At 39.4% G+C, this 25,573-nt stretch carries 23 protein-coding genes; 12 read left to right on the top strand and 11 right to left on the bottom strand.

All coding sequences use genetic code 11. The features are described from left to right. Positions 1–7: 7 nt before the first annotated feature. A complete protein-coding gene (locus PYV58_RS21845; protein WP_034614698.1) occupies positions 8–1,444 on the bottom strand; it encodes a PLP-dependent aminotransferase family protein in 1,437 nt (478 codons plus the stop codon). A gap of 110 nt (positions 1,445–1,554) precedes the next feature. Here PYV58_RS21845 and PYV58_RS21850 point away from each other — a divergent pair, with 110 nt between their 5' ends. Next, the gene (locus PYV58_RS21850; RefSeq protein WP_034614694.1) at positions 1,555–1,962 is read left to right on the top strand and encodes a hypothetical protein; all 408 of its coding nucleotides are present in this window, start codon (positions 1,555–1,557) and stop codon (positions 1,960–1,962) included. Here PYV58_RS21850 and PYV58_RS21855 read toward each other — a convergent pair. Then, the gene (locus PYV58_RS21855) at positions 1,922–2,812 is read right to left on the bottom strand and encodes a LysR family transcriptional regulator (RefSeq protein ID WP_004718832.1); all 891 of its coding nucleotides are present in this window, start codon (positions 2,810–2,812) and stop codon (positions 1,922–1,924) included. The genes PYV58_RS21850 and PYV58_RS21855 overlap by 41 nt on opposite strands. A 123-nt stretch (positions 2,813–2,935) precedes the next feature. Here PYV58_RS21855 and dkgB point away from each other — a divergent pair, with 123 nt between their 5' ends. Both dkgB and PYV58_RS21865 read left to right on the top strand, forming a co-directional pair. Further along, positions 2,936–3,748, top strand: a complete 813-nt coding sequence (dkgB, locus tag PYV58_RS21860) for a 2,5-didehydrogluconate reductase DkgB (protein WP_034614690.1) — start codon at positions 2,936–2,938, stop codon at positions 3,746–3,748. Between the two features lie 276 nt (positions 3,749–4,024). Beyond that, positions 4,025–5,200 carry an MFS transporter gene (locus tag PYV58_RS21865; RefSeq protein ID WP_034614687.1) on the top strand — a complete coding sequence of 392 codons (1,176 nt, stop codon included), beginning with the start codon at positions 4,025–4,027 and terminating at the stop codon, positions 5,198–5,200. A 174-nt stretch (positions 5,201–5,374) separates the two neighbouring features. Here the strand turns inward: PYV58_RS21865 and PYV58_RS21870 are convergent, their stop codons facing one another. Both PYV58_RS21870 and dapB read right to left on the bottom strand, forming a co-directional pair. After that, the gene (locus PYV58_RS21870; protein ID WP_004718837.1) at positions 5,375–6,025 is read right to left on the bottom strand and encodes an START domain-containing protein; all 651 of its coding nucleotides are present in this window, start codon (positions 6,023–6,025) and stop codon (positions 5,375–5,377) included. 57 nt (positions 6,026–6,082) lie between these two features. After that, a complete protein-coding gene (gene dapB, locus PYV58_RS21875; RefSeq protein ID WP_004718838.1) occupies positions 6,083–6,898 on the bottom strand; it encodes a 4-hydroxy-tetrahydrodipicolinate reductase in 816 nt (271 codons plus the stop codon). 289 nt (positions 6,899–7,187) lie between these two features. Between dapB and PYV58_RS21880 the strand changes: the two genes are divergently transcribed. Both PYV58_RS21880 and PYV58_RS21885 read left to right on the top strand, forming a co-directional pair. Next, entirely contained in the window at positions 7,188–7,379 is a 192-nt protein-coding gene (locus PYV58_RS21880) for a hypothetical protein (RefSeq protein ID WP_034614683.1), read from the top strand. A 275-nt stretch (positions 7,380–7,654) separates the two neighbouring features. Further along, on the top strand, positions 7,655–7,876 hold the full coding sequence (locus tag PYV58_RS21885) for a hypothetical protein (protein ID WP_034614680.1): 222 nt from the start codon (positions 7,655–7,657) through the stop codon (positions 7,874–7,876). Positions 7,877–7,956: 80 nt separating this feature from the next. On the opposite strand, the gene dnaJ is transcribed toward PYV58_RS21885, so the two are convergent. The 4 genes from dnaJ to PYV58_RS21905 all read right to left on the bottom strand — a co-directional run bounded on the left by dnaJ (position 7,957) and on the right by PYV58_RS21905 (position 13,925). Beyond that, complete coding sequence (dnaJ, locus tag PYV58_RS21890; protein ID WP_034614677.1) at positions 7,957–9,069, bottom strand: molecular chaperone DnaJ; 1,113 nt, start codon at positions 9,067–9,069, stop codon at positions 7,957–7,959. A gap of 92 nt (positions 9,070–9,161) precedes the next feature. Beyond that, positions 9,162–9,539 carry a hypothetical protein gene (locus tag PYV58_RS21895; protein ID WP_004718846.1) on the bottom strand — a complete coding sequence of 126 codons (378 nt, stop codon included), beginning with the start codon at positions 9,537–9,539 and terminating at the stop codon, positions 9,162–9,164. A gap of 136 nt (positions 9,540–9,675) precedes the next feature. Continuing rightward, on the bottom strand, positions 9,676–12,822 hold the full coding sequence (locus PYV58_RS21900; protein WP_034614674.1) for an efflux RND transporter permease subunit: 3,147 nt from the start codon (positions 12,820–12,822) through the stop codon (positions 9,676–9,678). 2 nt (positions 12,823–12,824) lie between these two features. Further along, positions 12,825–13,925, bottom strand: a complete 1,101-nt coding sequence (locus tag PYV58_RS21905; RefSeq protein ID WP_004818239.1) for an efflux RND transporter periplasmic adaptor subunit — start codon at positions 13,923–13,925, stop codon at positions 12,825–12,827. Between the two features lie 145 nt (positions 13,926–14,070). Between PYV58_RS21905 and PYV58_RS21910 the strand changes: the two genes are divergently transcribed. Beyond that, a complete protein-coding gene (locus PYV58_RS21910; protein WP_004818238.1) occupies positions 14,071–14,691 on the top strand; it encodes a TetR/AcrR family transcriptional regulator in 621 nt (206 codons plus the stop codon). Positions 14,692–14,917: 226 nt separating this feature from the next. After that, a complete protein-coding gene (ppc, locus tag PYV58_RS21915; protein WP_034614670.1) occupies positions 14,918–17,608 on the top strand; it encodes a phosphoenolpyruvate carboxylase in 2,691 nt (896 codons plus the stop codon). 41 nt (positions 17,609–17,649) lie between these two features. Here ppc and PYV58_RS21920 read toward each other — a convergent pair whose 3' ends face one another. Then, positions 17,650–18,315: a hypothetical protein gene (locus PYV58_RS21920; protein WP_034614737.1), complete on the bottom strand. Its 666-nt coding sequence runs from the start codon at positions 18,313–18,315 to the stop codon at positions 17,650–17,652. Positions 18,316–18,378: 63 nt separating this feature from the next. On the opposite strand from PYV58_RS21920, the gene PYV58_RS21925 reads away from it, so the two are divergent. The 4 genes from PYV58_RS21925 to PYV58_RS21940 all read left to right on the top strand — a co-directional run bounded on the left by PYV58_RS21925 (position 18,379) and on the right by PYV58_RS21940 (position 22,243). Continuing rightward, a complete protein-coding gene (locus tag PYV58_RS21925; RefSeq protein ID WP_004718858.1) occupies positions 18,379–18,810 on the top strand; it encodes a hypothetical protein in 432 nt (143 codons plus the stop codon). 2 nt (positions 18,811–18,812) lie between these two features. Further along, the gene (locus PYV58_RS21930) at positions 18,813–20,117 is read left to right on the top strand and encodes a M15 family metallopeptidase (protein ID WP_034614667.1); all 1,305 of its coding nucleotides are present in this window, start codon (positions 18,813–18,815) and stop codon (positions 20,115–20,117) included. A 12-nt stretch (positions 20,118–20,129) separates the two neighbouring features. Next, positions 20,130–20,585 carry a hypothetical protein gene (locus PYV58_RS21935; protein ID WP_034614664.1) on the top strand — a complete coding sequence of 152 codons (456 nt, stop codon included), beginning with the start codon at positions 20,130–20,132 and terminating at the stop codon, positions 20,583–20,585. A 356-nt stretch (positions 20,586–20,941) separates the two neighbouring features. After that, positions 20,942–22,243, top strand: a complete 1,302-nt coding sequence (locus PYV58_RS21940; protein ID WP_004718863.1) for a solute carrier family 23 protein — start codon at positions 20,942–20,944, stop codon at positions 22,241–22,243. Between the two features lie 49 nt (positions 22,244–22,292). Here the strand turns inward: PYV58_RS21940 and PYV58_RS21945 are convergent, their stop codons facing one another. Together PYV58_RS21945 and PYV58_RS21950 are read right to left on the bottom strand one after the other, a co-directional pair. Further along, positions 22,293–23,009: a nucleotidyltransferase domain-containing protein gene (locus tag PYV58_RS21945; RefSeq protein ID WP_034614662.1), complete on the bottom strand. Its 717-nt coding sequence runs from the start codon at positions 23,007–23,009 to the stop codon at positions 22,293–22,295. A 181-nt stretch (positions 23,010–23,190) separates the two neighbouring features. Continuing rightward, positions 23,191–24,321, bottom strand: a complete 1,131-nt coding sequence (locus PYV58_RS21950; RefSeq protein ID WP_034614660.1) for a TDT family transporter — start codon at positions 24,319–24,321, stop codon at positions 23,191–23,193. Between the two features lie 207 nt (positions 24,322–24,528). On the opposite strand from PYV58_RS21950, the gene ribF reads away from it, so the two are divergent. Next, positions 24,529–25,530, top strand: a complete 1,002-nt coding sequence (ribF, locus tag PYV58_RS21955; protein WP_034614658.1) for a riboflavin biosynthesis protein RibF — start codon at positions 24,529–24,531, stop codon at positions 25,528–25,530. Positions 25,531–25,573 lie beyond the last annotated feature (43 nt).

Consider the following 25,573-nt stretch of genomic DNA (forward strand, 5'->3'; position numbering starts at 1 on the left):
AATCAGTTTAAGCCACACTCTTGGCTAACAATTCACCCCTGACCCAATCTGCCAATAACATAATTGCATCCTGAATTTCCTGAGACAATTCATGCCCTGCATTTAAACGAATACAATTGTTATAACGGTGATCCTCACCAAAAATAATCCCTGGCACAATATTGATACTGTATTGCTGTGCATAATAATACAACGCCAAGCTATCAATCTGCTCTGGGAACTGTAACCACAAGGCATAACTTCCCTGCGGTTGATTTAAACGGATCTCTACCCCATAAAAAGCATGTTGAATAAACTGTAGATATTGCGCAACTTGAGCCATCAACTTAGGGCGTAACTCACTCAAATGCTGACGATAGGCTCGGCTATAAATCAAATCAGCAAGACCCAACTGCAATGGTGTATTGACCGAAACATTTTGTAAAATCAACTTGGCATGTAAGTGCTGTAAACGTTGTGGTAAACAGAACCAACCGACCCGATAAGAGGTCGACAACGACTTGGAAACCGATCCGCAATAAACCACATAGCCCTGTTGATCCCAATATTTAATCGGTAAAGGGCGTTTGGCATTAAAGCTACATTCAGCATAAATATCATCTTCAATTACGTAACACTGATACTTCGCTGCCAGCTGTGCGATTTTTTCTTTCTCGGCATTAGTCAAACAGAAGCCTAAAGGGTTTTGAAAATTGGCCGTTAATAAACAGACTTTTGCAGCTGAATTTTGCATCTCTTGTTCTAAACGATCCAGATCAAAACCTTCGGTATTGGCAGGGATTTCAATAATTTTTCGTTTGAGCAACGCCAACAATTGCAACTGACCATTATAGTTTGGTGTGGGCACAATCACACTGTCACCGATTTGGCTCAGGCTTTGAATCATCACAGACAATGCCGGCATACAACCATTGCTGATATAAATATCTTCTTTGGCAATATAAAAACCATCTTCAGCCCAATGTGCTGACAAAGCCTCTCTTAACTGAAGGTGCCCTTGGCGGTCATTATATAAAAAGTCTTCTGGTTTACTGTGCTTTAAAGCACGTTGTATTGAACGGCGTAAGGCTTCTACAGGAACTAGATTAGGCGATAACTGAATCGAACCTAAATGGATCAGTTTATTATTGATTGCTGCTTCATGAATTTGAATTTGTAAGTCTAGATTTGAAACCTCACGTGCTCTCGACTTAAAATCAGGATGGTCAGGTACAGCAATCTGCGAGGCTTTTTGCTGTGATTGAACAAAATAGCCAGACTTTTCTTTGACATAAATCAAGCCTTGCGCTTCAAGCAACTCATAACAACTCTTTGCTGTATTAAGACTAATATTTTGCAATGCTGCAAATTTTCGCAAAGAACTGAGTCGTTGCCCAACGACCAACTCACCACAATAAATTTTCTGTGCAATTTGTTGTGCTAATGTTTGATATTGAAAAGCCATATCTGTACTCAAATTTTAATATTTGTTGTATCTGTATCTATAAAGTTAACAGATTTATGCTTCATTCACAGCCAATTTTTACAAACAAATTGATTTGAAAGGAGAAAAAAATGAGAACGATCGCTTTAATCAGTATTGTCTTTGGATTAACTGCTTGTCAGCCTCAGCAGGTCAATCAAGCTGCTCAGAAACAACATTTTGTATGTAAATCTTTGATTGAAGGCTTTTTAAAAACTCAAAATTTAGCTGAGTATCAGCTTGATCATCTAGAACCCACCCTACATCAGACTGCTGCTGTGCGAAACTACCGCTACCATACCAGTAGTGATCAACGGATGAAAATTAATATCCCAGTGCAAAAAGACTTGCAGTTCAAATGCCTTCAGACAGCAACTGATCATTTTGAAATCCAATTGGTCAATCCACAACAACCCAGTAGCCAAACTTTACTGAGTCTGGATTTACCACCACAAAAGACTATCGAAACTTTGACAGCTTTTGCGTTAAAAACTCAATAAATAAACGGACACGCTTTGGTAAATGTTCCTGTTGATAATACACCGCATGGATGTGTTGCTCATAAAGCTCTATTTGATCTTCAAATAGAGCGATCAAGCGTCCTTGCTTTATATCTTTTAAAATCTCAAACTCAGACAATCTCGCAATTCCATGCCCGCGTAAACACAGTTGGCGGACAGTTTCACCACTGGATGCTTTGATTTTTGGTTTAACAGTAAGCCTTTCTCCATTGACTCGAATCGGCCAAGTATTTAAACGGCTGACTTTGCTAAAGCCAATTTGCGTATGATTTAAAATATCTTGCGGTGTTGCTGGATAACCATGTGTGGCTAAATACTCAGGACTGGCAACGATATATAATCGGCTTTTACATAACAAACGTGCATGTAAGCTCGAATCATTAAGATCCCCAAAACGTATTGCAACATCTGTCTTATGTTCTAATAAATCGATGATCTGATCGTTACTGTTTAACTCTATTTCAATCTCAGGATACAACTGAGAAAACTCTTGCATCAACGGTGCAATCACATGCAATACAAAAGGTGTCGCAGAATCCACGCGAATCAGCCCAGATGTATCACTGTCTGATTTTAATAAAGCATCTTCTGCTTCATTGAGATCATGCACAATTTTTCGGGCTTTTGCTAAAAATAATTGCCCTTCTTGGGTCAACTTAAGTTTACGTGTTGTCCGCTCTAATAAGGTGACATTCAGTTTAGATTCAAGTCGTTGCAAGGCTCGACTTACACCTGAAGTGGTTTGTTCAAGATGCGTTGCTGCTGCAACAATCGAACCACTATCAACAATATTAATAAAAGCCTGTAATTCTTCGAGTGTAGATTTCATTGCTGTCAACGCTCTGCTTATTGTTGATTTCTAGTCAACAATATTTTGCATATTCCTATGTTTTTCCGCAACAATTAAAGTTGCAAAATACACCCAATCTCAGAAAATAAAGTGAAATCCAGCATGACAAACATCGTTCCTCAATTTGGTGTCGGTACTTTCCGTTTAACAGGACAAACTGTGATTGACTCGGTCAAAACAGCCTTAGACGTTGGTTATCGTGCTGTAGACACTGCCCAAATCTATGGCAACGAAGCAGAAGTCGGTCAGGCCATTGCAGAAAGCCATATCCATCGTGATGATTTGTTTATCACAACAAAGATATGGACAGATCATTATCAAGCCGACAAACTTATTCCAAGTCTCAAACAGAGCTTACAGAAACTGGGTACTGATGCAGTCAACTTAACCTTGATTCACTGGCCAGCGCCAAGTCTCGGAATTTCTGTTGCAGAAATGATGCATAACCTGTTAGAAGCGAAAAAGCTTGGCCTAACTGAACATATTGGAATTTCAAACTTTAATATCGACTTATCGCAACAAGCCATTGCTGCTGTAGGACTTGAAAATATTGCCACCAACCAAATTGAACTTAGCCCTTATTTGCAAAATGATAAGTTGGTGAGTTTTTTACAGTCACAAAATATTGATGTGACCTCTTATATGACCTTGGCATATGGCAAAGTTTTAAATGACCCAACATTAACTGAAATTGCCAAACAGCATCAGGCTTCTAGCGCTCAAATTGCATTGGCATGGGCATTGCAGAAAGGCTTTGCTGTCATTCCGTCATCGACTAAACGTGAAAACTTAATCGCCAACTTAAAAGCACAAGAGATTCAGCTATCTGCTGAAGAAATGCAATTAATCGCGCAATTGGAACGTAATGGCCGTGAGGTTGATCCTGAAAACTTAGCACCTCAGTGGGATGTTTAATTCACTGCTGGAGTAAAAGTGGTTTAAAGCAGCGCAAATCTTGGCTTAGGCTTTGATTAGCAAAGTTGGGGTACTAAGTTTTACTTACTAGCCTTCGAAACAGGCTTTACCGCCTTTTGATCATGACTTAGATTGCTTCGCAAGATTGTTTTCTTGCGAAGCTTTATTTTGTCAGTTCATCAAAATAGCGGCTGAAAACTAAATGACCATCCCAGTGATTGACTAAACGCTGTTACACCCCATCATTTTCAATATGCTGTATATTTGAGATTCCTCATGAAATTAAATTTTCCCTTACTCGCATTGGCGATTGGTGCTTTTGCAATAGGAACAACAGAATTTTCTCCTATGGGCTTTCTTCCCCAAATTGCAGAAAATTTGAATATTTCAATCCCAACCGCAGGTATGCTGATCACCGCATATGCACTCGGTGTCATGATTGGTGCACCGTTTATGACCTTATGGTTTGGACGGTTTCCACGACGTAAAGCGCTTATTTTAGCCATGATTATTTTTACCATTGGCAATATTCTTGCTGCAATTGCCCCCAATTACTGGGGCTTAATGGCCGCTCGAATCCTGACCAGTCTCAATCATGGGGTGTTTTTCGGGATTGGTTCCATTGTTGCAACAAGCGTCGTACCTAAAGACAAGCAAGCCAGTGCTGTTGCCACCATGTTTATGGGCCTCACCATTGCCAACATCGGTGGTGTTCCTTTAGCCACATGGGTTGGGCAGAATATTGGCTGGCGTATGTCATTTGCAGCAATCGCCTTACTCGGCGTGATTACTATGCTGTCACTATGGAAAGCCTTGCCTGAAGATAAAGCAAGCCAACGTCCTGATGTCAAAGCAGAATTAAAAGTGCTGACTCGGCTGCCTGTGGTTCTTGCATTGCTCACCACGGTGATGAGTGCAGGTGCAATGTTTACCCTCTATACCTATATTGCGCCTAGCCTACAAAACATCACCCATGCCAGCCCGATGTTTATTACCTTGATGCTGGTACTGATTGGAATTGGTTTTTCAATTGGTAATCACTTAGGTGGGAAATTTGCAGACTTGTCACTGACCAAAACATTGACCAGTTTCTTGCTGTTACTGATGGTGAGCATGTTGCTGTTCCCTATACTGGCTCAAACTCAGATTGGTGCAGCATTGGCACTGATTGTCTGGGGAGCAGCAGCCTTTGCAGTGGTCCCACCTTTACAAATGCGTGTCATGTCTGTTGCTCATGAAGCACCTGGATTGGCATCTTCGGTAAATATTGGGGCATTTAATTTAGGCAATGCTTTAGGTGCAACAGCTGGTGGAGCAGTATTGAGTATGGGCATGAGTTATGCTGCGGTGTCTATTGCAGGTGCGGTACTCACAGCTTTAGGGTTAGTGCTGGTTTTTATTCAAATGAAAATGAATAAAGCACCTGCTCATCAATATAGCCATTCAGCGTAGCGCTTAACAATCGCCACAAAGACTGCAAGTAACCTTTCTTTCTACATCAACACATTGAGAAAGGTTACTTTCAATAGTTAAATGAGCGGAAAGATCTGCCAAGCATTATTTTTTCGAATATAGAGTTGTTTCGTCAATAAGTGATCTGCTTCAGGATTATTGATCAAACAATGCCTATTTTAAAATATCAGGCAAAGCTGTAAAGGGTTTATTCTTTGCCAATTCTGTTTTCATTTTCTGCAACATCTGATAAGGCTGCTGTTCGACCAAAATATTGGTTAAGCTGGCAGGAATGGAACCTTCTGGATTGGCATGTCCAGAGGTAATGACTTTGACTTTATTGGCACCGAGTTTTTGAAAGGTCCAATCACCTGAATAATCTTTTAAACGCACATAGTCAGGATTTAATGCTTTACCTTGCTGAATCGCAGAATTTTTAATAAAAATGCTGCCATTTGCATCTTTAGACATGGTTCCTTTAACCACCATGTCGCGATCTTTTAAGGGAAAGGGAAAATCTAAAACCATATAAATGCTGAATTCACCTTTTTTATCATCGCGAGATAACACTTCAGCTTTGGCAACATTGGGTACCCATTTCGGTGAGTTTTTGACGTCCAATACCAAAGCAACAGCACGATCAATCGGTACGTCTAATGTTGTTTCAGCTTTATAAGACAACACAGAATTACTGGCATCCTTGTATGTCCATACCTGAATGTTATTTTTATTCAAACTCAATTTGGCATTGCTTGGTAAAGCAGCTTGTGTAGTCAGGCCAAAAGCACTGATTACACAAGCAAATAACATCACTGTTTTTTTCATTTTTGAATGTTCAAAATTTGACTAATTGTTTTAATTCTATCGCATCAGATTTTAAGCTTAAATATCATTTAAGCCTAAAACGTCTTTCATATCGTATTTTTTTGCATCTTTGCCGACAACCCAAGCAGCTGCACGTACAGCACCGGCAGCAAAATTCATACGATTCGTGGCTTTGTGTGTCACTTCTACACGCTCACCTTCGCCAATAAACATCACTGTATGTTCGCCCACAATATCACCACCACGAATCGTTTCAAAGCCAATGGTTTCACGTTCACGTGGACCTGTATGCCCCTCACGACCATAGACAGCAACTTTCTTTAAATCACGACCCAGTGTGTCAGCAACAGCTTCACCCATCATCAGTGCAGTACCTGATGGTGCATCTACTTTATGACGGTGATGTGCTTCAATAATTTCAATATCCACAGTATCGCCAAATACTTTAGCTGCCAACTCAAGTAATTTAATCGAAACATTCACACCCACTGAATAATTTGCAGCATAAACAATCGGTGTCTGAGTGGCAGATTGATTTAATAGCTCTTTTTGTTGATCCGAAAAACCAGTTGTACCAATCACCATCGCAACACCAGCAGCACTGCATAGTTTTAAATTATGTTCAGTGGCAACAGGCGCAGTAAAATCAATCACCACATCCACATCTTTGAGGATCTCTTCCAAGTTGCCAACCACTTTGATTCCCACAGCACCAATTCCTGCAAGCTCTCCTGCATCTGCACCAATTAATGTGCTTTCTGGACGCTCTACTGCAGCAGCAAGCTGAAAGCCTGCTTGTTGTACAGCTTGAATCAATGTACGGCCCATACGGCCACCTGCACCTACAATACCAATGCGTGGAGCTGCTGACATACGATCTTCCTAAATCTGAATTTGAAAATTTGGCTCTACTATAACAAAACTCGGTTCCAAGACGACGTTTCAATATAAAAAAATACTGTGATCTTTTTACTTGCTTTGGGATCTGTTGCGCTCATTGGTACAGAATAGCCTGAACGAATAAATAGATTAATTTTATAAAATATATCGGTAAAACTTTGAAAAATTTACAACTTTTCAAATCCATTTCATCAAAATGCAAGAATCCCACAGCAGACTACATGCCACGAATGAAAATAATATGGCTTATAAGGAGATCAATATGCATTCGAATAAAGTGGCTTTCGCTCTGGTACTCGGCATGATGATGACAAATGTTTGGGCTGAATCAGTGCCTGCAACAACATCAGCAACATCTGAAGAAAAAACGCTTGCTCAACCCAATAGCAGTACATCATCTGAACCTCAAACAGAAGTTCGTGTTGAAGATATTGATGCACCGATCATCGAATAATAAGTACCTATTTTTCAGCGGTTGAGGGCATGTCCAATACCTTCAACCTCTCATTTTAAAAATAACTCAATTCAATTGTAATTATCATCATAAAAATCAGGCTTTATCGCTAAACATTAACAGTTATATTATTTTTTAAATCATCTAAAAATTTATTGAAATGTATATTAAATTACAGCTAAAAATAACTAAAAAGTAAAAATTAAATTTTTCAGATCTATTAAACTAAAAGCGCTTGGATGCAATCATAAAAAGCAAATATCAAAGGAAATACCATGCAACTCAAAAAAATCATTTTAGGATTGGTGATGACAACAACTGTTTCACTCGTTTGGGCCGAAGACACAACGCCTACATCCTCTCCCGCCCCATCATCGGAATCATCGACACCAGCAACACATCCCGCGGTGATACTCCCCCAAGATGATAATTCAATAGATGCGGCCCCGGATGACAACGAATTTGATTTATCACCATCAGATCAAGCATCAAAATAAAAAAACGGAGCAACAAGATCTGTTGCTCCGTTTTTACATCTTCAATGTTTAGCTTGCTAAATGAAAAGGTCTAAACTCAATTAGTCAAATAAACGATCGAAGAAAGATTTTTTCTTCGGTGACGATTTATTGTCATCACTTTCCATCGTGGCTTGAAGTTCTTTCAATAGCTCACGTTGGCGGCTGGTCAAATGTACAGGTGTTTCCACTACAATACGGCAAAGTAAGTCACCTTGCATACTGCTACGTACAGGTTTTACCCCTTTACCACGTAGTCGGAACATTTTACCAGTTTGTGTACCTTCAGGCACTTTCAAACTGACACGGCCATCCAATGTTGGAATTTCAAGTTCTTTACCTAAAGCAGCATCTGCGATACTAACAGGTACATCCATATATAAGTCTGCACCATCACGTTGGAAGATATCGTGCTCACGCACTACGACTTCAACGTATAAATCACCAGATTGACCATCACGGATCGCTTCACCTTTACCTGTTAAGCGAACGCGATCACCATTATCAACACCTGCTGGAATAGTAACTTCAAGGGTCTGCTGACGATCTGATACACCTGAACCATGACATTTGCTGCATGGATTTTTAATAATTTTACCTTGTCCACGACAGGTACTACATGTCTGCTGAACAGAGAAGAAGCCCTGTTGCATACGCACTTGACCTGCACCATGGCAAGTCTTACAGGTTTCTACATCATTTGGATTTTTTGAACCTTTACCATCACACACATCACAAGGTGCTGGTGCAGTAAAGGTAATGGTTTTCTTAACGCCTCGCACCGCTTCTTCAAGCGTTAATTCCATAACATAACGCAGGTCGGAACCACGACGCGCACGTTGCTGACCACGGCTACCACCGCCAAAAGCGCCACCGAAGATGTCACCAAACTGACTGAAAATGTCTTCGGCGCTGAAACCACCACCAAAGCCACCGCCGCCCATACCACCTTCAAAGGCGTTATGACCCATACGGTCGTACATGCTACGTTTTTCACCGTCAGAAAGAATTTCATATGCTTCCGCACATTCTTTAAACTTTTCTTCAGCTTCTGAGTTGTCAGGATTACGATCTGGATGATACTTCATCGCCAACTTACGGTAGGCTTTTTTAATTTCATCATCACTAGCGGTTTTAGCAACACCTAAAACCTCATAATAATCACGTTTAGCCATGATTGGCGATGCTCCACAAAATTTGATAATACTTCTATGCAGAATAAATTGGGGGCGATGTTATTTTTTACAAGCGTGAAATGTGGTTTTTTTTAAAAAACAGCTTTTTTCTGTAAATATTTAGTAAAACCTTTGAGCCATGTATTGAGTAAATATAACCACGCAATGGCACTAAATACCACACCTGCCACAGTGCACGCTTTTACCCAAATGAAACTGTCCCAATAGAAAAAGATTAACGGAATAAACCATAGCGCAGCAAAGGCTGCCAAAATCAAAAAAATGAGAGCATTGCGCATAATCCACAACGCTTGCGCATGTATCCATACCTCTGCATTATCTGCCACTGCTACTTTACGTGCTAACCAATACGCCAACACGGCTGTAATCACCGTAAACAATGCAAGAAACATAAACAAATAAGAGCTCGTAATAAATTTACGATGCTGTTCTGGATTTGTTTGCCCCATGGGTGTTTTTGACCTCAAATTTATTGCATACCGATTTATTTATTATGCAATAAAATTTCCTATGTTATTTTCTGTTAAAGATTAAGTGCTACTATATTGAAGTTTTCAATTTTTCGCACCTAATATTCTCAACAATTTATGTATTTTCTGTAGTTTTTTTAATCTTAAACCAAGTCGCATACAACGCTGGTAAGAAAAATAACGTTAAAAGTGTCGCAATAATTAAACCACCCATAATAGCCACAGCCATTGGTCCAAAGAAAATACTCCGAGAAAGCGGAATCATGGCCAATACCGCTGCCAAGGCGGTGAGAATAATGGGACGGAATCGACGAACTGTAGCATCCAAAATCGCATCCCATTGATTCTGTCCAGCTCGAATATCTTGTTCGATCTGATCAATCAGAATCAGTGAGTTACGCATAATCATTCCAGATAATGCAATGGTGCCTAGCATCGCCACAAAACCAAAAGGCTTATTGAATAAGAGCAGGAATAATACCACCCCAATTAAACCTAACGGCGCTGTCAAAAATACAATGAATGAGCGCGAAATACTCTTTAACTGCAACATCAGCAAAGTAAATACCACCGCAAGGAATAATGGCATCCCTGCATTTACAGAAGTTTGCCCTTTTGCTGACTCCTCTACCGCGCCACCAACTTCTAGCAAATAACCACTTGGTAAGGTTGTACGAAGCTGATCCATTTTTTCAGCCAGCTCATTGACCACGGTTGCAGGCTGTAACTTGGTCCGAATATCTGCCCGTACAGTAATGGTCGGTAAACGATTGCGGTGCCAAATCAAACCATCTTCAAATTTATATTGAAGTGTAGCGATTTGCGCCAAAGGTACAGTGGTGCCTTTACTTGTTGGAACAGCAAGACTGGATAATGCTTCAACATTAACTCGTTCAGCCTGATCACCGCGGATACGAACATCAATCAGCTCACGTTTTTCACGATATTGATTGATAATTGCACCCGATATTGAACTGTTTAAAAAATTCGCCAAATCTTCTGAGGTCACACCCATTTGACGGGCACGGTCTTGATCAATCACCAACGAAATGATTTTACTTTGCTCACCCCAGTCCAAATGAACATTTGCGGTATTTGGATTTTCACTCACCAGTTGAGCAACTTTTTGCGCCTCCAGACGAACAATTGCAATGTCTTCACCCGATACACGAAATTGCAATGGATAGCCGACTGGAGGACCATTTTCTAATAAAGAGACACGGATACGTACCTGTGGCAATAATTGGCGAATTTGCGTATCTAAGGATTTACGAATTTCATCACGATCATCCAGTGACGATGCTAAAACCACAAATTGTGCAAAACTGGCTTGTGGCATCTGTTGATCTAAAGGCAGATAGAAACGTGGTGTACCTGTTCCTACATAAGCAACATAATTATCAATACCCTTTTGCTTAGATAAAAATGCCTCGACTTTCTTCACGGCATCTTCAGTTGCAGTCAGTGATGCACCTTCTTCCAATTTTAAATCGACCAAAATTTCGGCACGGTTTGAAGACGGGAAAAATTGTTGGGGTACAAACTTAAACATCACCACAGACAGAACAAAAACCCCAACCGTAATTGAAATGACGGTTTTTCTATAGGTCACGCACCAATTCACCAACTTTCTAAAGCTTTGATAAAATTTAGATTGATATGGATCAAAATGCTCACCAGTATGATGAATCACAGGCTGAGGTTCTGGTTGCTTTCGTAATCTTGCGAGAAGACGCTGATACCACGGCGCTTTTTGTGGCACTTTGTTAAAATCTGGAAGTAACTTATCGCCTAGATAAGGAACAAAAACCACAGCAGCAATCCATGAAACAATTAAGGCAATGGTCACCACTTGGAAAATTGAACGGGTATATTCCCCTGTGCTTGATGCGGCTGTAGCAATAGGTAAAAAACCTGCTGCGGTAATTAATGTTCCTGTCAGCATCGGAAATGCGGTACTGGTCCATGCAAAACCAGCTGCCTTCATCCTGCTATAGCCTTGCTCCATTTTGATGGTCATCATTTCGACGGCAATGATGGCATCATCGACCAATAACCCTAAGGCCAGAATCAAGGCTCCTAGAGAAATCTTATGCAAGCCAACATCAAATAAATTCATGCCTGCAAAAGTCATCGCAAGCACCAGTGGAATCGAAAATGCCACCACCAAACCTGTACGGAAACCCAGCGAAAAAAAGCTCACCAATAAAACAATAATGACCGCTTCTGCAAGAACTTTGACAAATTCATGAATACTGCGTTGAACAGCCACTGGTTGATCTGAAACTTTTTTCAGTTCCATACCTAAAGGTAGTGATTTTTGTAAGGTTTTAAATTCAGTTTCTAGGTTTTTACCCAATGCGATGATGTCACCACCTTTACGCATAGAAACCGCTAAACCAATTCCATTCTCGCCCATAAAACGCGTGCGAGGTTGTGCAGGCTCACTAAATCCACGATAAACGTCAGCAACATCGCCCAGTTGAATGGTTCGATTTCCCACCAACAAGGGCATTTTTTTCAAATCATCGACACTTTTTAAAGCACCACTGACTCGCACTTGAATACGGTCAGTGCCTGTTTCAAAAAAGCCTGCACTGGTCACACTGTTTTGCTTTGCCAAGGCTTCTTGGATTGCAGTAACTGGTACGCCCATTTGCACGGCTTTGGTGTTGGAAAGCTCAATCCAGATTTTTTGATCTTGTAGACCCACCAGATTGACTTTACTGACATCTTTGACCCGTTGTAAGCGAAGCTGTAAACGGTCTGCATATTCTTTTAACGTTGCATAATCAAAATCTTTGCCTGTCAAGACATAGATATTCCCGAAGGTGTCACCAAATTCATCATTAAAGAACGGCCCCTGAACACCAGAAGGTAACTGTGTTTTGATATCGCCTACTTTTTTACGCACTTGATACCAAACATCTGGAATTTGGTTAGACTTTAATGAGTCTTTTGCCATAAACATGACCATAGACTCACCCGGACGCGAGTAAGCCATAATCTTGTCATAGAGCCCTGTGCTCATCAGTTCTTTTTCAATTTTATCGGTAACTTGTAAAGAAACCTCTTGAGCTGTTGCACCAGGCCAATAAGTTTGTACTACCATGACTTTAAAAGTAAAGGGTGGATCTTCACTCTGAGAGAGTTTTGAATAGGAAAATAGCCCGACAATACCCAATAGGATCATAAAATAAAGTACTAATCCTTTATTTTTGAGTGCCCATTCTGACAAGTTAAAGGCTTTAAATGGACTCATGATCATGCTCCTTTTTGAACAGTTACAGCACGATTTTCACGGTCTACCGGTTTTATTTTTTGCTTTTCACGAAGTAAATGTACCCCTCCTACAACCACCCACTGCCCAGGATTTAACCCTTTCACGACAGTAACGCTGTCACGACCATAGCTGCCCAGAGTCACTGAAACTTTAGCAATCGTTTGGTCTGGATTCACCACCCAAATATAGGCTTGATTGTTATTTGCTGAGACGCTAGATAAAGGTACACTCAATACATTTTGAATATTTTGATTAAAGAATACCCGCGCACTTTGCCCAAGTTGAATTGCGGACTGCCCTTCTTTTAAAGCCACTTTAACCATAAATGTACGTGATTGATCGGCTGCTGGAGAAATTTCTCGAACATAGGCAGCAAATCGATCTTGAGGTTTAGACCATAAAGTCACCCATGCATTTTGACCGACTTTAATCTCTGCAATGGCTTGTTCAGGTACACCTATCACCACTTCACGATCACCATCAATCGCCAGTTGGTACGCCGCCTGCCCTGCTGAAATCACTTGCCCAGTTTCAATATTACGTTGGGTAATCACCCCATTTTTATTGGCAATCAATTGGTTATAACCGGTTTGATTGGCGCTCACATCATAATTAGATTGAGCTTGTTTTAAACTTGCCTGAGCAGCATCATATTGATTTTTGACTGAATCATATTGTGAGCGACTCACAGCATTGATCGGTAAGAGCTGCTGAAAGCGTTTAAATTCGTCTGCTGCAGCCTTGGCCGCAGATTGCGCACTTTCAAGTTGTGCTTTGGCTGAGTTCAATTGTAGCTGGGCATCTTTCACATCAAGCTTTGCTAAGACTTGCCCTACTTTGACACGAGCCCCAACATCGACATAGCGTTCTGTAATTTGTCCCCCGACACGGAATGCCAATGCTGTTTGCTGTCGGGCTTGAACATCCCCCGCATAACTTTTTTGATCTTCATGTGATGTTGCAGGCTGGGTGACCATCACCAAGGGAATTTGTTCCGCTTCAGGTGCTGGTTTGCTACACCCCACTATTGTTACACTACACAATACCAATAGGCTCGTGATCATTAAATTTAAACTACGCATAGGCAAGGCTCTTAATCAAATGCATTTTTTCGGGCAAAATAGAATGAGTATATTTATTTGCTCATTTTTTAATTAATATACTGCATGGTACAGTAATTGTGAATCGTGTATAGAGCAATTAACCTATTTTTTTTTGGAAATTATTGTGCAAACAACCGCTGGACGTCCAAAGGACTTAGAAAAACGGAAACACATTTTGGAAGCCGCCAAAAAGCTATTTCTAAAATTGGGTTATCATGGTTCAAGCATGAACCAAATTGCCAAAGAAGCAGGCGTCACAAAGCTGACGGTATATAACCATTTTCAAGATAAAGAAACTTTATTTTGCTGTGCCATTGAAGCAACCTGTGAAGCGTCTATCGATGCTCGACCATTACGACTCAATCTTCAAAGTGATTTTTATGCGCATTTTTTTCAGGCGTGCGAGTTGGCACTCACTGTCATTAGCCTACCTGAAGCCATTAAACTTGAGCATTTGTTGTTAGAACTTGCCGCAGAGAAAAATCCTTTGGCTTTACAGTTTTATAATTCTTCCCATCAAAGAATGTGTGCAGTCTGGCAAGATTTTTTCCAACAAGCGGGCACGCTTAAATTTATTCAAGCAGATAACATTGAAAAACAAATCAACCTGATTCTGTCATTATTATTGGGTGTTCGACACCACGAGGTTTTATTGGGGATCCGCCAAATTCCTACGGAAGATGAAAAACAACAAATCATCACCGAAAGTATTGATTTATTTATGATGAAATATAAAGCCAACTGAAATTATTTAAAAATAAAATAATGCCCAATTGTTGTTTAAGGCATACTCAATGCATATCGCATAGGCTTGTTGATATCAAAAGGGCAAAAACTAAAGCTAAATATCCAAATTAAAATTAAGTCAAAGCCGACTTCTTGCACAGTCATTTACATACTTTTGTAGGGAGTCACTTGGATTGTGGTGGAATCACGTTATATTCGAGATAACAAGAACTGGAGAGTAACAAATGGTTCAACAAATTGATGCTCCGCTGCGTGAAGATGTACGCTTACTCGGAAACCTTTTAGGCGAAACGCTAAAGGAACATGCAGGACAAGATTTGTTTAATCAAATTGAACAAATTCGGGCTTTAGGTAAAGGCGCTCGAGATGGTCAAATTGAAGCAGAAAAACAACTTGAACAATTATTTTTAAATTTAAAAGATGATGAAATTCTGCCACTCACCCGCGCCTTTTCACACTTTCTAAATTTTGCCAATATTGCTGAACAATATCACGTTGTGCGTAGTCGTCGACAAAGTGAGTGCGATGAAAACTCACCATCACCCAATGTGCTGGATCATTTATTTAGCAAATTCAAAGATCAGCAAATTTCAGCAGAAACGCTCTATAAACAAATTTGTGAATTAAAAATTGAATTGGTTCTTACGGCGCATCCAACCGAAGTCAGTCGTCGTACTTTAATCCAAAAATATGATGGCATTAATCATTGCCTGTCTACTTTTGATCAGCAAAAACTGACACCTAAGCAACGTGCAGATGTGTTAACCGATTTAAAACAACTGATCTGTTCTGCATGGCAAACTGACGAAATCCGTCAGCATCGCCCAACCCCGATAGATGAAGCAAAATGGGGTTTTACCACGATTGAACAGACCTTATGGAATGCGGTTCCAAAATTCATCCGTGAATTGGATGACCTCGTTCAGGACAATTGTGTAAAGGCTTTGCCTTTGGATATTTCTCCAATTCGTTTTGCATCTTGGATGGGGGGTGACCGTGATGGTAATCCGAATGTCACCCATAACATTACTCAAGAAGTTTTGTGGTTGTCACGCTGGAAAGCGGCTGACCTTTATGTGCGTGATATTGAAGATCTTCGTTGGGAACTCTCGATTGAAGCCTATTCCAATGAGCTACTTCAAGCTTTGGGTTATAGCCATCCTGAACCTTACCGCGAATATTTGCGTGCGACCCGTGAACGCCTCAAAGCAACCCGTCAATGGTTGGCAGATAAATTACGTGGTCAGCATTCAGATGTAGATCGCAGTTTAATCATTCGCCATAAAGATGAATTATTACAACCGTTATTACTTTGCTATCGTTCACTAATGGCATGTAATTTACCTGAGATTGCCAATGGTAAATTGCTCGACTTTATCTATCGAGTAAATTGTTTTGGTATTGAATTGCTTAAACTGGATATTCGCCAAGAGTCAGGCCGTCATCGTCAAGCCATCTCAGCAATTACTGAATATCTCGGCTTAGGTAATTTTGAGACATGGACAGAACAAGCGCGTCAGAACTTTTTATTGCAAGAATTACAAAGCAAACGCCCGTTATTGCCTAAACATTTAAATGAGCCTTCAGGTAGTCTGATTGAAAACCCTGATGTTCAAGAAGTCTTTGCAACCATGCGTACTTTGGCTGAACAACCCAAAGAAAGCTTAGGTGCTTATATCATTTCAATGGCTGAATATCCGAGTGATGTTTTGGCGGTATTGTTACTACAAAAAGAAGCGGGAATTGAGCATCCATTACGCGTTGTTCCTTTATTTGAGACCTTGAAAGACTTGGATGGTGCGGCAAGTACCATGAGTACCCTGTTCAATATGCACTGGTATAAACAGCATATCCAAGCTAAGCACGAAGTCATGATTGGCTATTCGGATTCTGCCAAAGATGCTGGTTTTATGTCCGCAAACTGGGCCCAGTATCGTGCGCAAGAAGAACTGACTGCAATTGCCAAACAACATGGTGTTCAACTGACCTTGTTTCATGGTCGTGGTGGTTCAATCAGTCGTGGTGGTGCACCAACCCAACAAGCATTATTTTCTCAACCACCTGGCTCAATTTCAGGCGCAATCCGTGTAACTGAACAAGGTGAAATGATTCGCTTTAAATTTGGTCTAGAAGAAATTGCCTTACAAAATTTGGAAATTTATGCTGCTGCGACCTTAGAAGCGACATTATTACCACCCCCTGTGCCAAAACAAGCATGGCGAGATTTGATGCACAGCATGACGGATTTATCTGTTCAGGTGTATCGTCAGACTGTACGTGAAAATCCTCATTTTGTTAAATATTTACGTACCGTCACCCCTGAGCTTGAGTTACAAATGCTGCCGCTTGGTTCACGCCCTGCAAAGCGTAAAGTCAGTGGTGGGATCGAATCTTTGCGTGCCATTCCTTGGGTTTTTGCCTGGACCCAAATTCGTTTAATGCTTCCTGCTTGGCTGGGTACTGGCGCAGCGATCAACCAAGTGATTGATCAAGGTCAAAAAGCAGTATTGGATGAAATGTTAACGGAATGGCCTTATTTCCAAACCTTAATTGATATGTTGGAAATGGTCCTCTCTAAAGCCGACTCAAATATTGCACTGTATTATGAATCTCATCTTACCGATGATGAAGACTTAAAAGTACTTGGTGCTGAATTACGTCAACGCTTGCATGATGCAGTACAAACCCTGTTGGCGATGAAAGGTGAATCGCAGCTGTTAAGTTCCAATGATGTACTTGATCAAGCCATGAAAGTACGTAAGCCGTATTTATTACCCTTGCATTTATTACAAGCCGAATTAATGAAACGTCGTCGTGCATACTTGGCTGAATGTCAGGCGGAGCATACCCCTGTAGATCATGCACTGATGGTCAGTATTGCTGGTATTGCGGCCGGTTTACGTAATACGGGTTAAGTTCAAGTTTCTTTGAAGGGGTACATAGGTACCCCTTCAACTTAGTGACTCTTGATAAAGTCATTTCTTTGATTATGGATATAGGCAGAAAAGCATTGGTTTCTTGTTTGGAAGCAAATATTAAAACTGCTACTCATCCAAGTATCGACTTGACTTTGTTTATAGAAAATTTCTGCAATAGGATGAAGGTAATAATTAAACCCATCTGCTTGTTGCTCAAAAGAACTATAACTTCGTGCTTTGCTATACAAGTTGTTTAAATCTTGCGTTATTTCCTGAATATTTTGGTTAAAAAACCAAACGATTACATCGTTATTTTGAAATTCACGAGTTCGATAAACGCCTGTTTCATCACATTCAACCGCAAAAATTTTTGCACCTGAATCACTAAAGCTTGAATAGAGCAATTTGGATGATTGGATTTGCTCATGCTGACCAACCTCCATTTCACGAATTTGTCTCGATATATTTAAACATTCTGGTAATTTTTTAAGATCAGATTCAGCATTATTAATAAAAAGTCTTATTGCTTTATCAATGACATACATTTCACCCGTTCCCGTGATAACACCGCCATCCCACCCATACAACTTTACATCGTCATATTCCTCAAAATCATTGATATTTTTATCTTTTAATTGAATGTTTTTGTTATCTACAGCAACCACTACACCATCCTCAAGTTGTATAGCAATGATAAAAGTCATATTGTTCATTTTTGTAAGATATGCTAAACATATAATATCAACAAACTAATAAATGGTATAGTCATGGCTGGTGGTTCACAAATCATCATTTCAAAAAATGGCATAACAATTAAAACACCAAATGATTTTAAAGTTTTTGCCGGGCAACATCAGTTTAAAACGGGAAGTCGTGTTAAAGCTGAAATTCCAACACTTCCTATCTTAAAAGAAGAGACTCTATTTAGTAATAAATGGGATTTTTATGATCTTTTTTATCAGACTGATTTTTCTAATGTGAAATATAAACTCATCAATAATAAAAATAACACCTATGTTTCAGGGACACTGGATCAGCATGGACGAACCCAAAGACTAAGCTCAGACCATAATGATGACTACGATATTCTCATTGGTACAGAAGAAGATTGGACTGTGTCTGTAGATGATGGTCTTGACGATGAGGACGCGTTTGAATACCTATGCCGTTCACATGACCAGCATGATCAAGAGGTTTAATGATGGATTGCTTAGCAAATATTAAATTTCTTGATGTATTAGAACAACCTATTCAAGGATTAGTCCATCAACTTTGGGTGGGGTCTTCTCTTATATCTGATCATGTTACTCCTGCCAGTGGTGAATCTGTTTGGTTTAAGCGACCAATAGGCACAATGATTGATGTGAGGATCAGGAGTAGTACATCTGGGGAATATCAATCTAAAGTCAAAATACAGCTGGTTGGAGAAAAAACAATTTTTATTGTTCGTAGCCCAAAAGTTTTACTGAAAGGCGTGAATCTTTCTACAAAGGATGTGGCAACTGGTACTTATCTAAGATCAACCTATATTGTGGCTGAAGGTGATTATTTATCTCGAATAGCGAATGATAATCAAACAACGACATCAGAATTGATCAAAATAAATAATTTAAAAAGTGATACAGATATTCATCCTGGGCAATTGCTAAAAATCCCTGCCAAAAAAACAGCAACATCTGAAAATAAAACTAAGCCAGTAGAAACAAAACCTCGTCAGCAAGAAAAAACCACGATCATTGTGGTTCAGTACAAAGATACATTAACTTTAATTGCAAAGCTTACAGCTAATACGGTCGATGAAATTAAAAAGCTTAATGGGCTAAGCGATGATCATCTCCGTGAGAATCAAAAGTTAAAAGTTTATGAGCGTAAAGTAGGGCCCACTCAAGCAAAAGCTAAAATTGAGAGCAAGAAAGATAAGACGTCTACGCCACCAAAAGTAAAACAGAATGCTTCTCAAAACAAAGAAGAATCTCCTGTGGCTGAAGTGGAAGCACCTGATCCTGTCAATACTAGTGGCTTATTACCAGAGGCATGTGGAGGAGAAAAGCATTATAAAAGGACTTTAGCGCGAATTGCTGAGTTACATGCTACCTACCAACCCTATGTTATTGAATTGATAAATACAGCATATGAACAGCTTGGCATCACTTGGGTTATTACAGATGGATACAGAAGCCCTGCTACTCAAGGTTCTTTGTCTGGAGGTGTAACAAATGCAGGGCCATTACAAAGCTATCATCAATATGGTTTAGCTATAGATATTGTATCCGTGAGAGATAGTAAAATCACTTATCTTTCAGACGGCAAACAGTCTATAGCTGATAGTAAGGCATTAGGTTTAATTGGGGAGCAATTAGGCTTAGTATGGGGAGGTCGATTTAAAACAAAAAACGGGCCAGATTACCCACATTTTGAATTACATCCCAATGGAAAAACATGGCGTAACTTGAAACCACAGCTGTTAAAACTGGGTGTAAGTAATTACAAGAAATTAATTTTTTAAAAGGAGACACTCTTGCATATATTTTTTAGCCTTTTGACTATAGTCTTCTTTCTGATAAGCACAAATGTCGAGGCAAAACAAAAACTCTATACTGGTGAAGAAATAGCAAAAACTTATAAATTATTACAGTCAATCACAATACCCGCTATATATGAAAATGGAGTAGTACTTACTAAATATGCTAATTTTTATAAAGCAGATGGTGGAGAATGTATTATTGTTTCTAGATTAGATAATGAATCTAACTTTGGTGGGTACGAGGATGTCATATATTTAAAAAAAAGAATAATGTTGCGTAGTTCAAAACAAAGTTTTTTTTCCATTTTTTTAGATGATGATGCAAAGATAAAATCTAAAAAAATCAAATATAGCGATTATTTAAATGGTAAAGAGGTACAACAAGGCCTAAAAGAAGATTTCATTTTATATCGGAAAAAAATGAATAAAAACACATTAAATCAATGTTAAGGATGATTAAGATCAAACTATTAATAATCTTATTTAATTATGCTGACACTGACTAATGTTAATTTAGAAGCAATTTCACACAAATAAAATGCCTAATTCATCAACAATTGCAAAAAAATCTCAATTTGAATGGAAAAAATTTAAGCAGTTACAAAATCCTGAATTATTCTTCTTTTTTATATTTATATTTTTTAATACTTTGATTTTACGCACTAACATTATTTAATTATTTGACCAAATGGTACAAAACATCAATTTTCCCTAATAAATGCAAGTGCTTAGTTTGACTAAAATGATTAAAACTCTCGAAAAGAAAGCGTATGATGTGTCCAATTTGTTTTTTGAGTGCTCAATTTATGTCCAACTGGTTTCCCAAATGGCGTCCTTATTCTGGCAGCATTGATGCAAGACCTGTCGGTACCAATGAGTATTTACCTCCTGCGCAAAGTGTCGTTTTAGGGATTCAACACGCATTTGCCATGTTTGGTGCAACTGTACTCGCACCCTTTTTAATGGGCTTTGACCCAAACCTTGCCATTTTAATGTCAGGGATTTGTACCATCTTATTCTTTATTGTTACGGGTGGTCGTGTTCCAAGTTACCTAGGTTCAAGCTTTGCCTTTATTGGGGTCGTAATTGCTGCAACTGGCTATGCTGCATCAGGTACAGGTACACCAAATGCAAATTTAGCTGTTGCAGCTGGCGGGATCATGGCATGTGGTGTGTTGTATGCAATGTTCGGCTTACTCGTCATGGCAACGGGAACCAAATGGATTGAAAAGCTCATGCCACCAGTGGTGACTGGTGCAGTGGTCATGATCATTGGTTTAAACCTTGCACCTGTTACGGTGAAAGGTGTCGCTGGTAATGACTTTAATATGTGGATGGCATTGGTCACTGTACTGTGTATGGGTTCAATTGCTGTATTCACGAAAGGGCTATTACAACGCTTATTGCTCTTGGTCGGGTTGTTATTGGCTTATTTGATCTATTTCATTGTTGCAAATGTAATGGGAAATGGAACACCGATTAATTTCACACCGATTCAACAAGCTGCATGGTTTGGTACGCCCACTTTCCATTCACCTGTTTTTGATCTCAATGCAATGTTAATTATTGCCCCGATTGCTTTAATTTTGGTGGCAGAAAACTTGGGGCATATCAAAGCAGTCAGTGCCATGACTGGCGAAAACCTAGATCCACAAATTGGTAAAGCTTTTGTTGCAGATGGTATTGCAACCACGCTTTCTGGTGGTGTCGGCGCACCGGGTATGACCACCTATGGTGAAAATATTGGTGTAATGGCCGTTACCCGTGTTTATTCTACGATTGTTTTTGTCATTGCGGGTATTTTTGCAATTTTCTTAGGGTTTTCACCTAAATTTGGCGCAGTTATTCATACCATTCCAACGGCGATTTTAACAGGTGCTTCAATCGTGGTCTTTGGTTTAATTACCATTGCGGGTGCGAAGATTTGGATTGAAAATAAAGTCGATTTTTCTCAAAATAAAAACTTGATGGTTGCCGCAGTAACAATCATTTTAGGAACGGGTGACTTTGCCCTTCAATTTGGTGATTTCAACTTGGGTGGTATTGGTACTGCAACGTTTGCAGCATTGATTCTCAACTGGTTCTTTAGCTTAAAAGATAAATCATAATTATAAATTGAACCTATTTTAAGCAGCCAAAAGACTGCTTTTTTTTATTTTATATAATGTGAGCATCTATCCACAAATAAACGTTTTTTATTTCTTGGAGCGAGGTCTCACTCGATATATTTGGGTGATCAAGTTCTTTTAACAAGTATTGAAACGCTGCTTTCTGTTCAGGATATACATCTATCGCTTGTGCCACAGTATCGTTTAAATTACATGGCCATCCTTCTATATTGTCCAATGTCAAAGGAAGCAGTCGTATTATCCGTTTAATTAAAGATTTTTTAAGGTTGATTAATTCTTTTGCTGTTTGATCAGATGCCTCTAATATGCGTAAATACCCTTGTATATCTGCATCATAACCAGTATTTATCGCCTTAATTACATCTCGTTCAATCTGAACATCGTTAAAAAGCGCAGATAAATCTTCTCCATAAATATGCTGACAAAAGAATTTGATCCATGCTCCCCAACTTTGTAGGGAATGCTTATTTAAAACCTCGTCTAGAAAACCAATATCGACATCAACTTTAGGCAGAAATGGGGGTAAAACCTTAAGATTTGCGCTTATTTCAGCAATCTTTTCATTTAAATTTTTAGGTTTATTTTTAAAAACAACACAAAGGTCTAAATCTGACTGACCGATAATTGCAATGCCTTGAGCGACACTGCCATAAACATAGATACTATGTAAATCTTCGGCAAAGCTGCGACTAAAAGCGTTAATCACCTCTTCTAGCACGGGCTGAAATGCTTTTTGAATCCTCATTGATTGCAACATTCATCCATTTTTAAATTTTCTCAAACCAACATCATACTGCTTATATAAGATTTATTTTGTATTTCAATATTAAAAAAGCCCAACTGTAATCAATAGACAATTGGGCTTGGACGATTTTATCATTGGTTCTTAATGATTGTTTTATAGACGGATCAACAAGGTTTTCTGTTTATTCACGTTCTAAAAAAGTCTTTAAACAAGGAGAGAAAAACAAATTCCCTTGATACATTCCCCGCAAAGTTTTGCTCATCACCATCACCCATAACATCATTAAAATTACAGCAAATGCTAAGCCTGTATCTACGATGAAACTGAGATGTAATTGGTGACCTAAACTCAATATTGCCAAGGTAAATACACCCAGTGGGAAAGTCAGGCCCCACCAACCGAGATTAAATGGTAGCTCGGTTGCCGCATGTTTAAGTGTGGTTAGAACTGCGATTGCAACCCACCACACACCAAAGCCAAGCAAAATAAAACTTGCCACAATTCCAGCATTTTGAAAGAACACACCTAAATTTTCTAACTGAATCAAGGCCAAGACTTGAGGAGCCTGAGCACCTAGAACCAAGAGTGCCAATGCACCTGTACCAATTGGCCCTAAAGCTAACCAACTCGTAATTGCCAACTCTTTGCTCGGTAATTGATGTACAGCCAAACGTAACATCAGAATGGTGAGAATCCCAAAAGCAGGCAATACAGACATCCCCCACAGCATATAACTGGCGAATAAAATAGCCACCGCCTGTTGACTCGCATGCATATGCGCTAAAAGTAAGCCGCCTGATGTTGCTGCAACTTCACAGGCCACAATCGGCAATAACCACATTGCAGTCATTGTATGTAATTGATGATCTTGTTTATGGAACATACAAAACGGTACCAGCACCCCGATACCCACCGCTAAAACCACATCGACATACCACAACAACTGCGCAATTTGGAACGCAACATCACCATAAATGGCTATGCCATATTTTAAAAAGCCATTTAATACCGTTGCCAACCCCATTGGAATTGCACCTAAAAAGAGCGCCATTGCGGGATGGGAAAAAATCTGCTTCGCTTCTTGAGGATAGATGAGCCAGCGTAAGACATACAGTATGATAAATACAGTAAACAGTAGCGTGTTAAACTGCCACAAAATAGTTGCCAGCTGCCATAAAAAATCAGATGCAAACGGAAACTCAGGCAAGATCAGTGCAACAACCCCTGTTCCCATGGTCATGGTGAACCAGTTTGGCGTAAACTGTCGAATCACATCACCTGTTTGTTCAAGTTGGTAAAATGGCTTTTTCATCGCTTCATCCTCATTTCAGCAGATAAATTGATTATAAAAGCATCTTTTAATAAATAAAATTGATTTAATTTCATAAAATGAATCAATTTTACTGATATAAAAGTATTCTCAGTCATTTTTTTCTGGATAAAAACACAACAACAAAGACGAAACTGTGAGATTATGGCAATATATAGTCCTTTCAAATTTTAAGCTTATTTTGAAACCATGCAGCTGTTACGTCTAAATGCCTTAGCACCAAATTTTCAATTGCCCCAAACCGCTGTGACGATTGGCAATTTTGATGGTGTCCATTTGGGACATCAGGCGATGGTTTCTCAACTCAAAGAAGTGGCTGAAGCCCAAAATTTAAAAACCTTGGTGATGATTTTTGAGCCGCAACCTTTAGAGTTTTTCAAAGGTTATGAAGCACCACCACGGATTTCATCACTCAGAGAAAAAGTAGAATATTTATCTGAATTGGGTGTTGATTATATTGCTATCGCTAAATTTGATAATCAATTCCGTAGCTTAAGTGCTGAAAACTTTGCAAGCCTGTTAAAAAACAAACTCAATGCGCAAAGTTTGATCTTAGGTGATGATTTTCACTTCGGTAAAGACCGTCAAGGCAATAGTGAATTTTTAAAACAATATGGTTTTGATGTCACCAATCTCAATACCATTGAATTTAATGGTGAACGTGTCAGTTCAACCCGTATTCGCCAAGTTCTCCAAGCGGGTGACTTATCACTTGCAGCAAAATTATTGGGTCGCCCATACAGCATGATTGGTCGTGTGCAATATGGTGATCAAATTGGTCGTACTTTGAATTTTCCAACCATAAATGTTCGACTTGGCCGTCATAAACCCTGTTTAAGTGGTATTTATGCTGTCGATGTTATTTGCGAAAGTACCTCATTGACACAGAAAGTCAAAGCTGAGAACCCCGATAAAATAGGTGTTGCTGGCTATCAAACAGATGCGTTATTTGGTGCGGGCCATGTGGGAACACGCCCTGCAATCAAACAAGAACATCCAGAATGGCGATTAGAAGTACATTTTCCAAATGTTTCTGCTAATCTGTATGGTCTGTTAATGCGAGTCACTTTCCTCGACTATTTACATGGTGAATTAAATTACCCATCACTTGAAGCGCTTCAGGCGGGAATTGATGATGATGTCGAGCGTTTGCTTGAGTTTCGCAAAAACACCCCCAAATTTCCTTTTTAACTTAAACTTTTATTGTAAAACGCGTCAGCAATGGTGCTGATAA

It is taken from the genome of Acinetobacter sp. TAC-1 (assembly GCF_029025845.1).
GTDB lineage: Bacteria > Pseudomonadota > Gammaproteobacteria > Pseudomonadales > Moraxellaceae > Acinetobacter > Acinetobacter guillouiae.

Coding starts and splice junctions, on each gene's coding strand:
- ribF (WP_034614658.1), top strand. CDS start 24,529: ATGCAGCTGTTACGTCTAAATGCCTTAGCACCAAATTTTCAATTGCCC.
- dnaJ (WP_034614677.1), bottom strand. CDS start 9,069: ATGGCTAAACGTGATTATTATGAGGTTTTAGGTGTTGCTAAAACCGCT.
- PYV58_RS21845 (WP_034614698.1), bottom strand. CDS start 1,444: ATGGCTTTTCAATATCAAACATTAGCACAACAAATTGCACAGAAAATT.
- PYV58_RS21900 (WP_034614674.1), bottom strand. CDS start 12,822: ATGAGTCCATTTAAAGCCTTTAACTTGTCAGAATGGGCACTCAAAAAT.
- PYV58_RS21930 (WP_034614667.1), top strand. CDS start 18,813: ATGGATTGCTTAGCAAATATTAAATTTCTTGATGTATTAGAACAACCT.
- PYV58_RS21945 (WP_034614662.1), bottom strand. CDS start 23,009: ATGAGGATTCAAAAAGCATTTCAGCCCGTGCTAGAAGAGGTGATTAAC.
- PYV58_RS21905 (WP_004818239.1), bottom strand. CDS start 13,925: ATGCGTAGTTTAAATTTAATGATCACGAGCCTATTGGTATTGTGTAGT.
- PYV58_RS21925 (WP_004718858.1), top strand. CDS start 18,379: ATGGCTGGTGGTTCACAAATCATCATTTCAAAAAATGGCATAACAATT.
- PYV58_RS21950 (WP_034614660.1), bottom strand. CDS start 24,321: ATGAAAAAGCCATTTTACCAACTTGAACAAACAGGTGATGTGATTCGA.
- PYV58_RS21895 (WP_004718846.1), bottom strand. CDS start 9,539: ATGGGGCAAACAAATCCAGAACAGCATCGTAAATTTATTACGAGCTCT.
- dkgB (WP_034614690.1), top strand. CDS start 2,936: ATGACAAACATCGTTCCTCAATTTGGTGTCGGTACTTTCCGTTTAACA.
- PYV58_RS21850 (WP_034614694.1), top strand. CDS start 1,555: ATGAGAACGATCGCTTTAATCAGTATTGTCTTTGGATTAACTGCTTGT.
- PYV58_RS21880 (WP_034614683.1), top strand. CDS start 7,188: ATGCATTCGAATAAAGTGGCTTTCGCTCTGGTACTCGGCATGATGATG.
- dapB (WP_004718838.1), bottom strand. CDS start 6,898: ATGTCAGCAGCTCCACGCATTGGTATTGTAGGTGCAGGTGGCCGTATG.
- PYV58_RS21865 (WP_034614687.1), top strand. CDS start 4,025: ATGAAATTAAATTTTCCCTTACTCGCATTGGCGATTGGTGCTTTTGCA.
- PYV58_RS21940 (WP_004718863.1), top strand. CDS start 20,942: ATGTCCAACTGGTTTCCCAAATGGCGTCCTTATTCTGGCAGCATTGAT.
- ppc (WP_034614670.1), top strand. CDS start 14,918: ATGGTTCAACAAATTGATGCTCCGCTGCGTGAAGATGTACGCTTACTC.
- PYV58_RS21885 (WP_034614680.1), top strand. CDS start 7,655: ATGCAACTCAAAAAAATCATTTTAGGATTGGTGATGACAACAACTGTT.
- PYV58_RS21870 (WP_004718837.1), bottom strand. CDS start 6,025: ATGAAAAAAACAGTGATGTTATTTGCTTGTGTAATCAGTGCTTTTGGC.
- PYV58_RS21855 (WP_004718832.1), bottom strand. CDS start 2,812: ATGAAATCTACACTCGAAGAATTACAGGCTTTTATTAATATTGTTGAT.
- PYV58_RS21920 (WP_034614737.1), bottom strand. CDS start 18,315: ATGACTTTTATCATTGCTATACAACTTGAGGATGGTGTAGTGGTTGCT.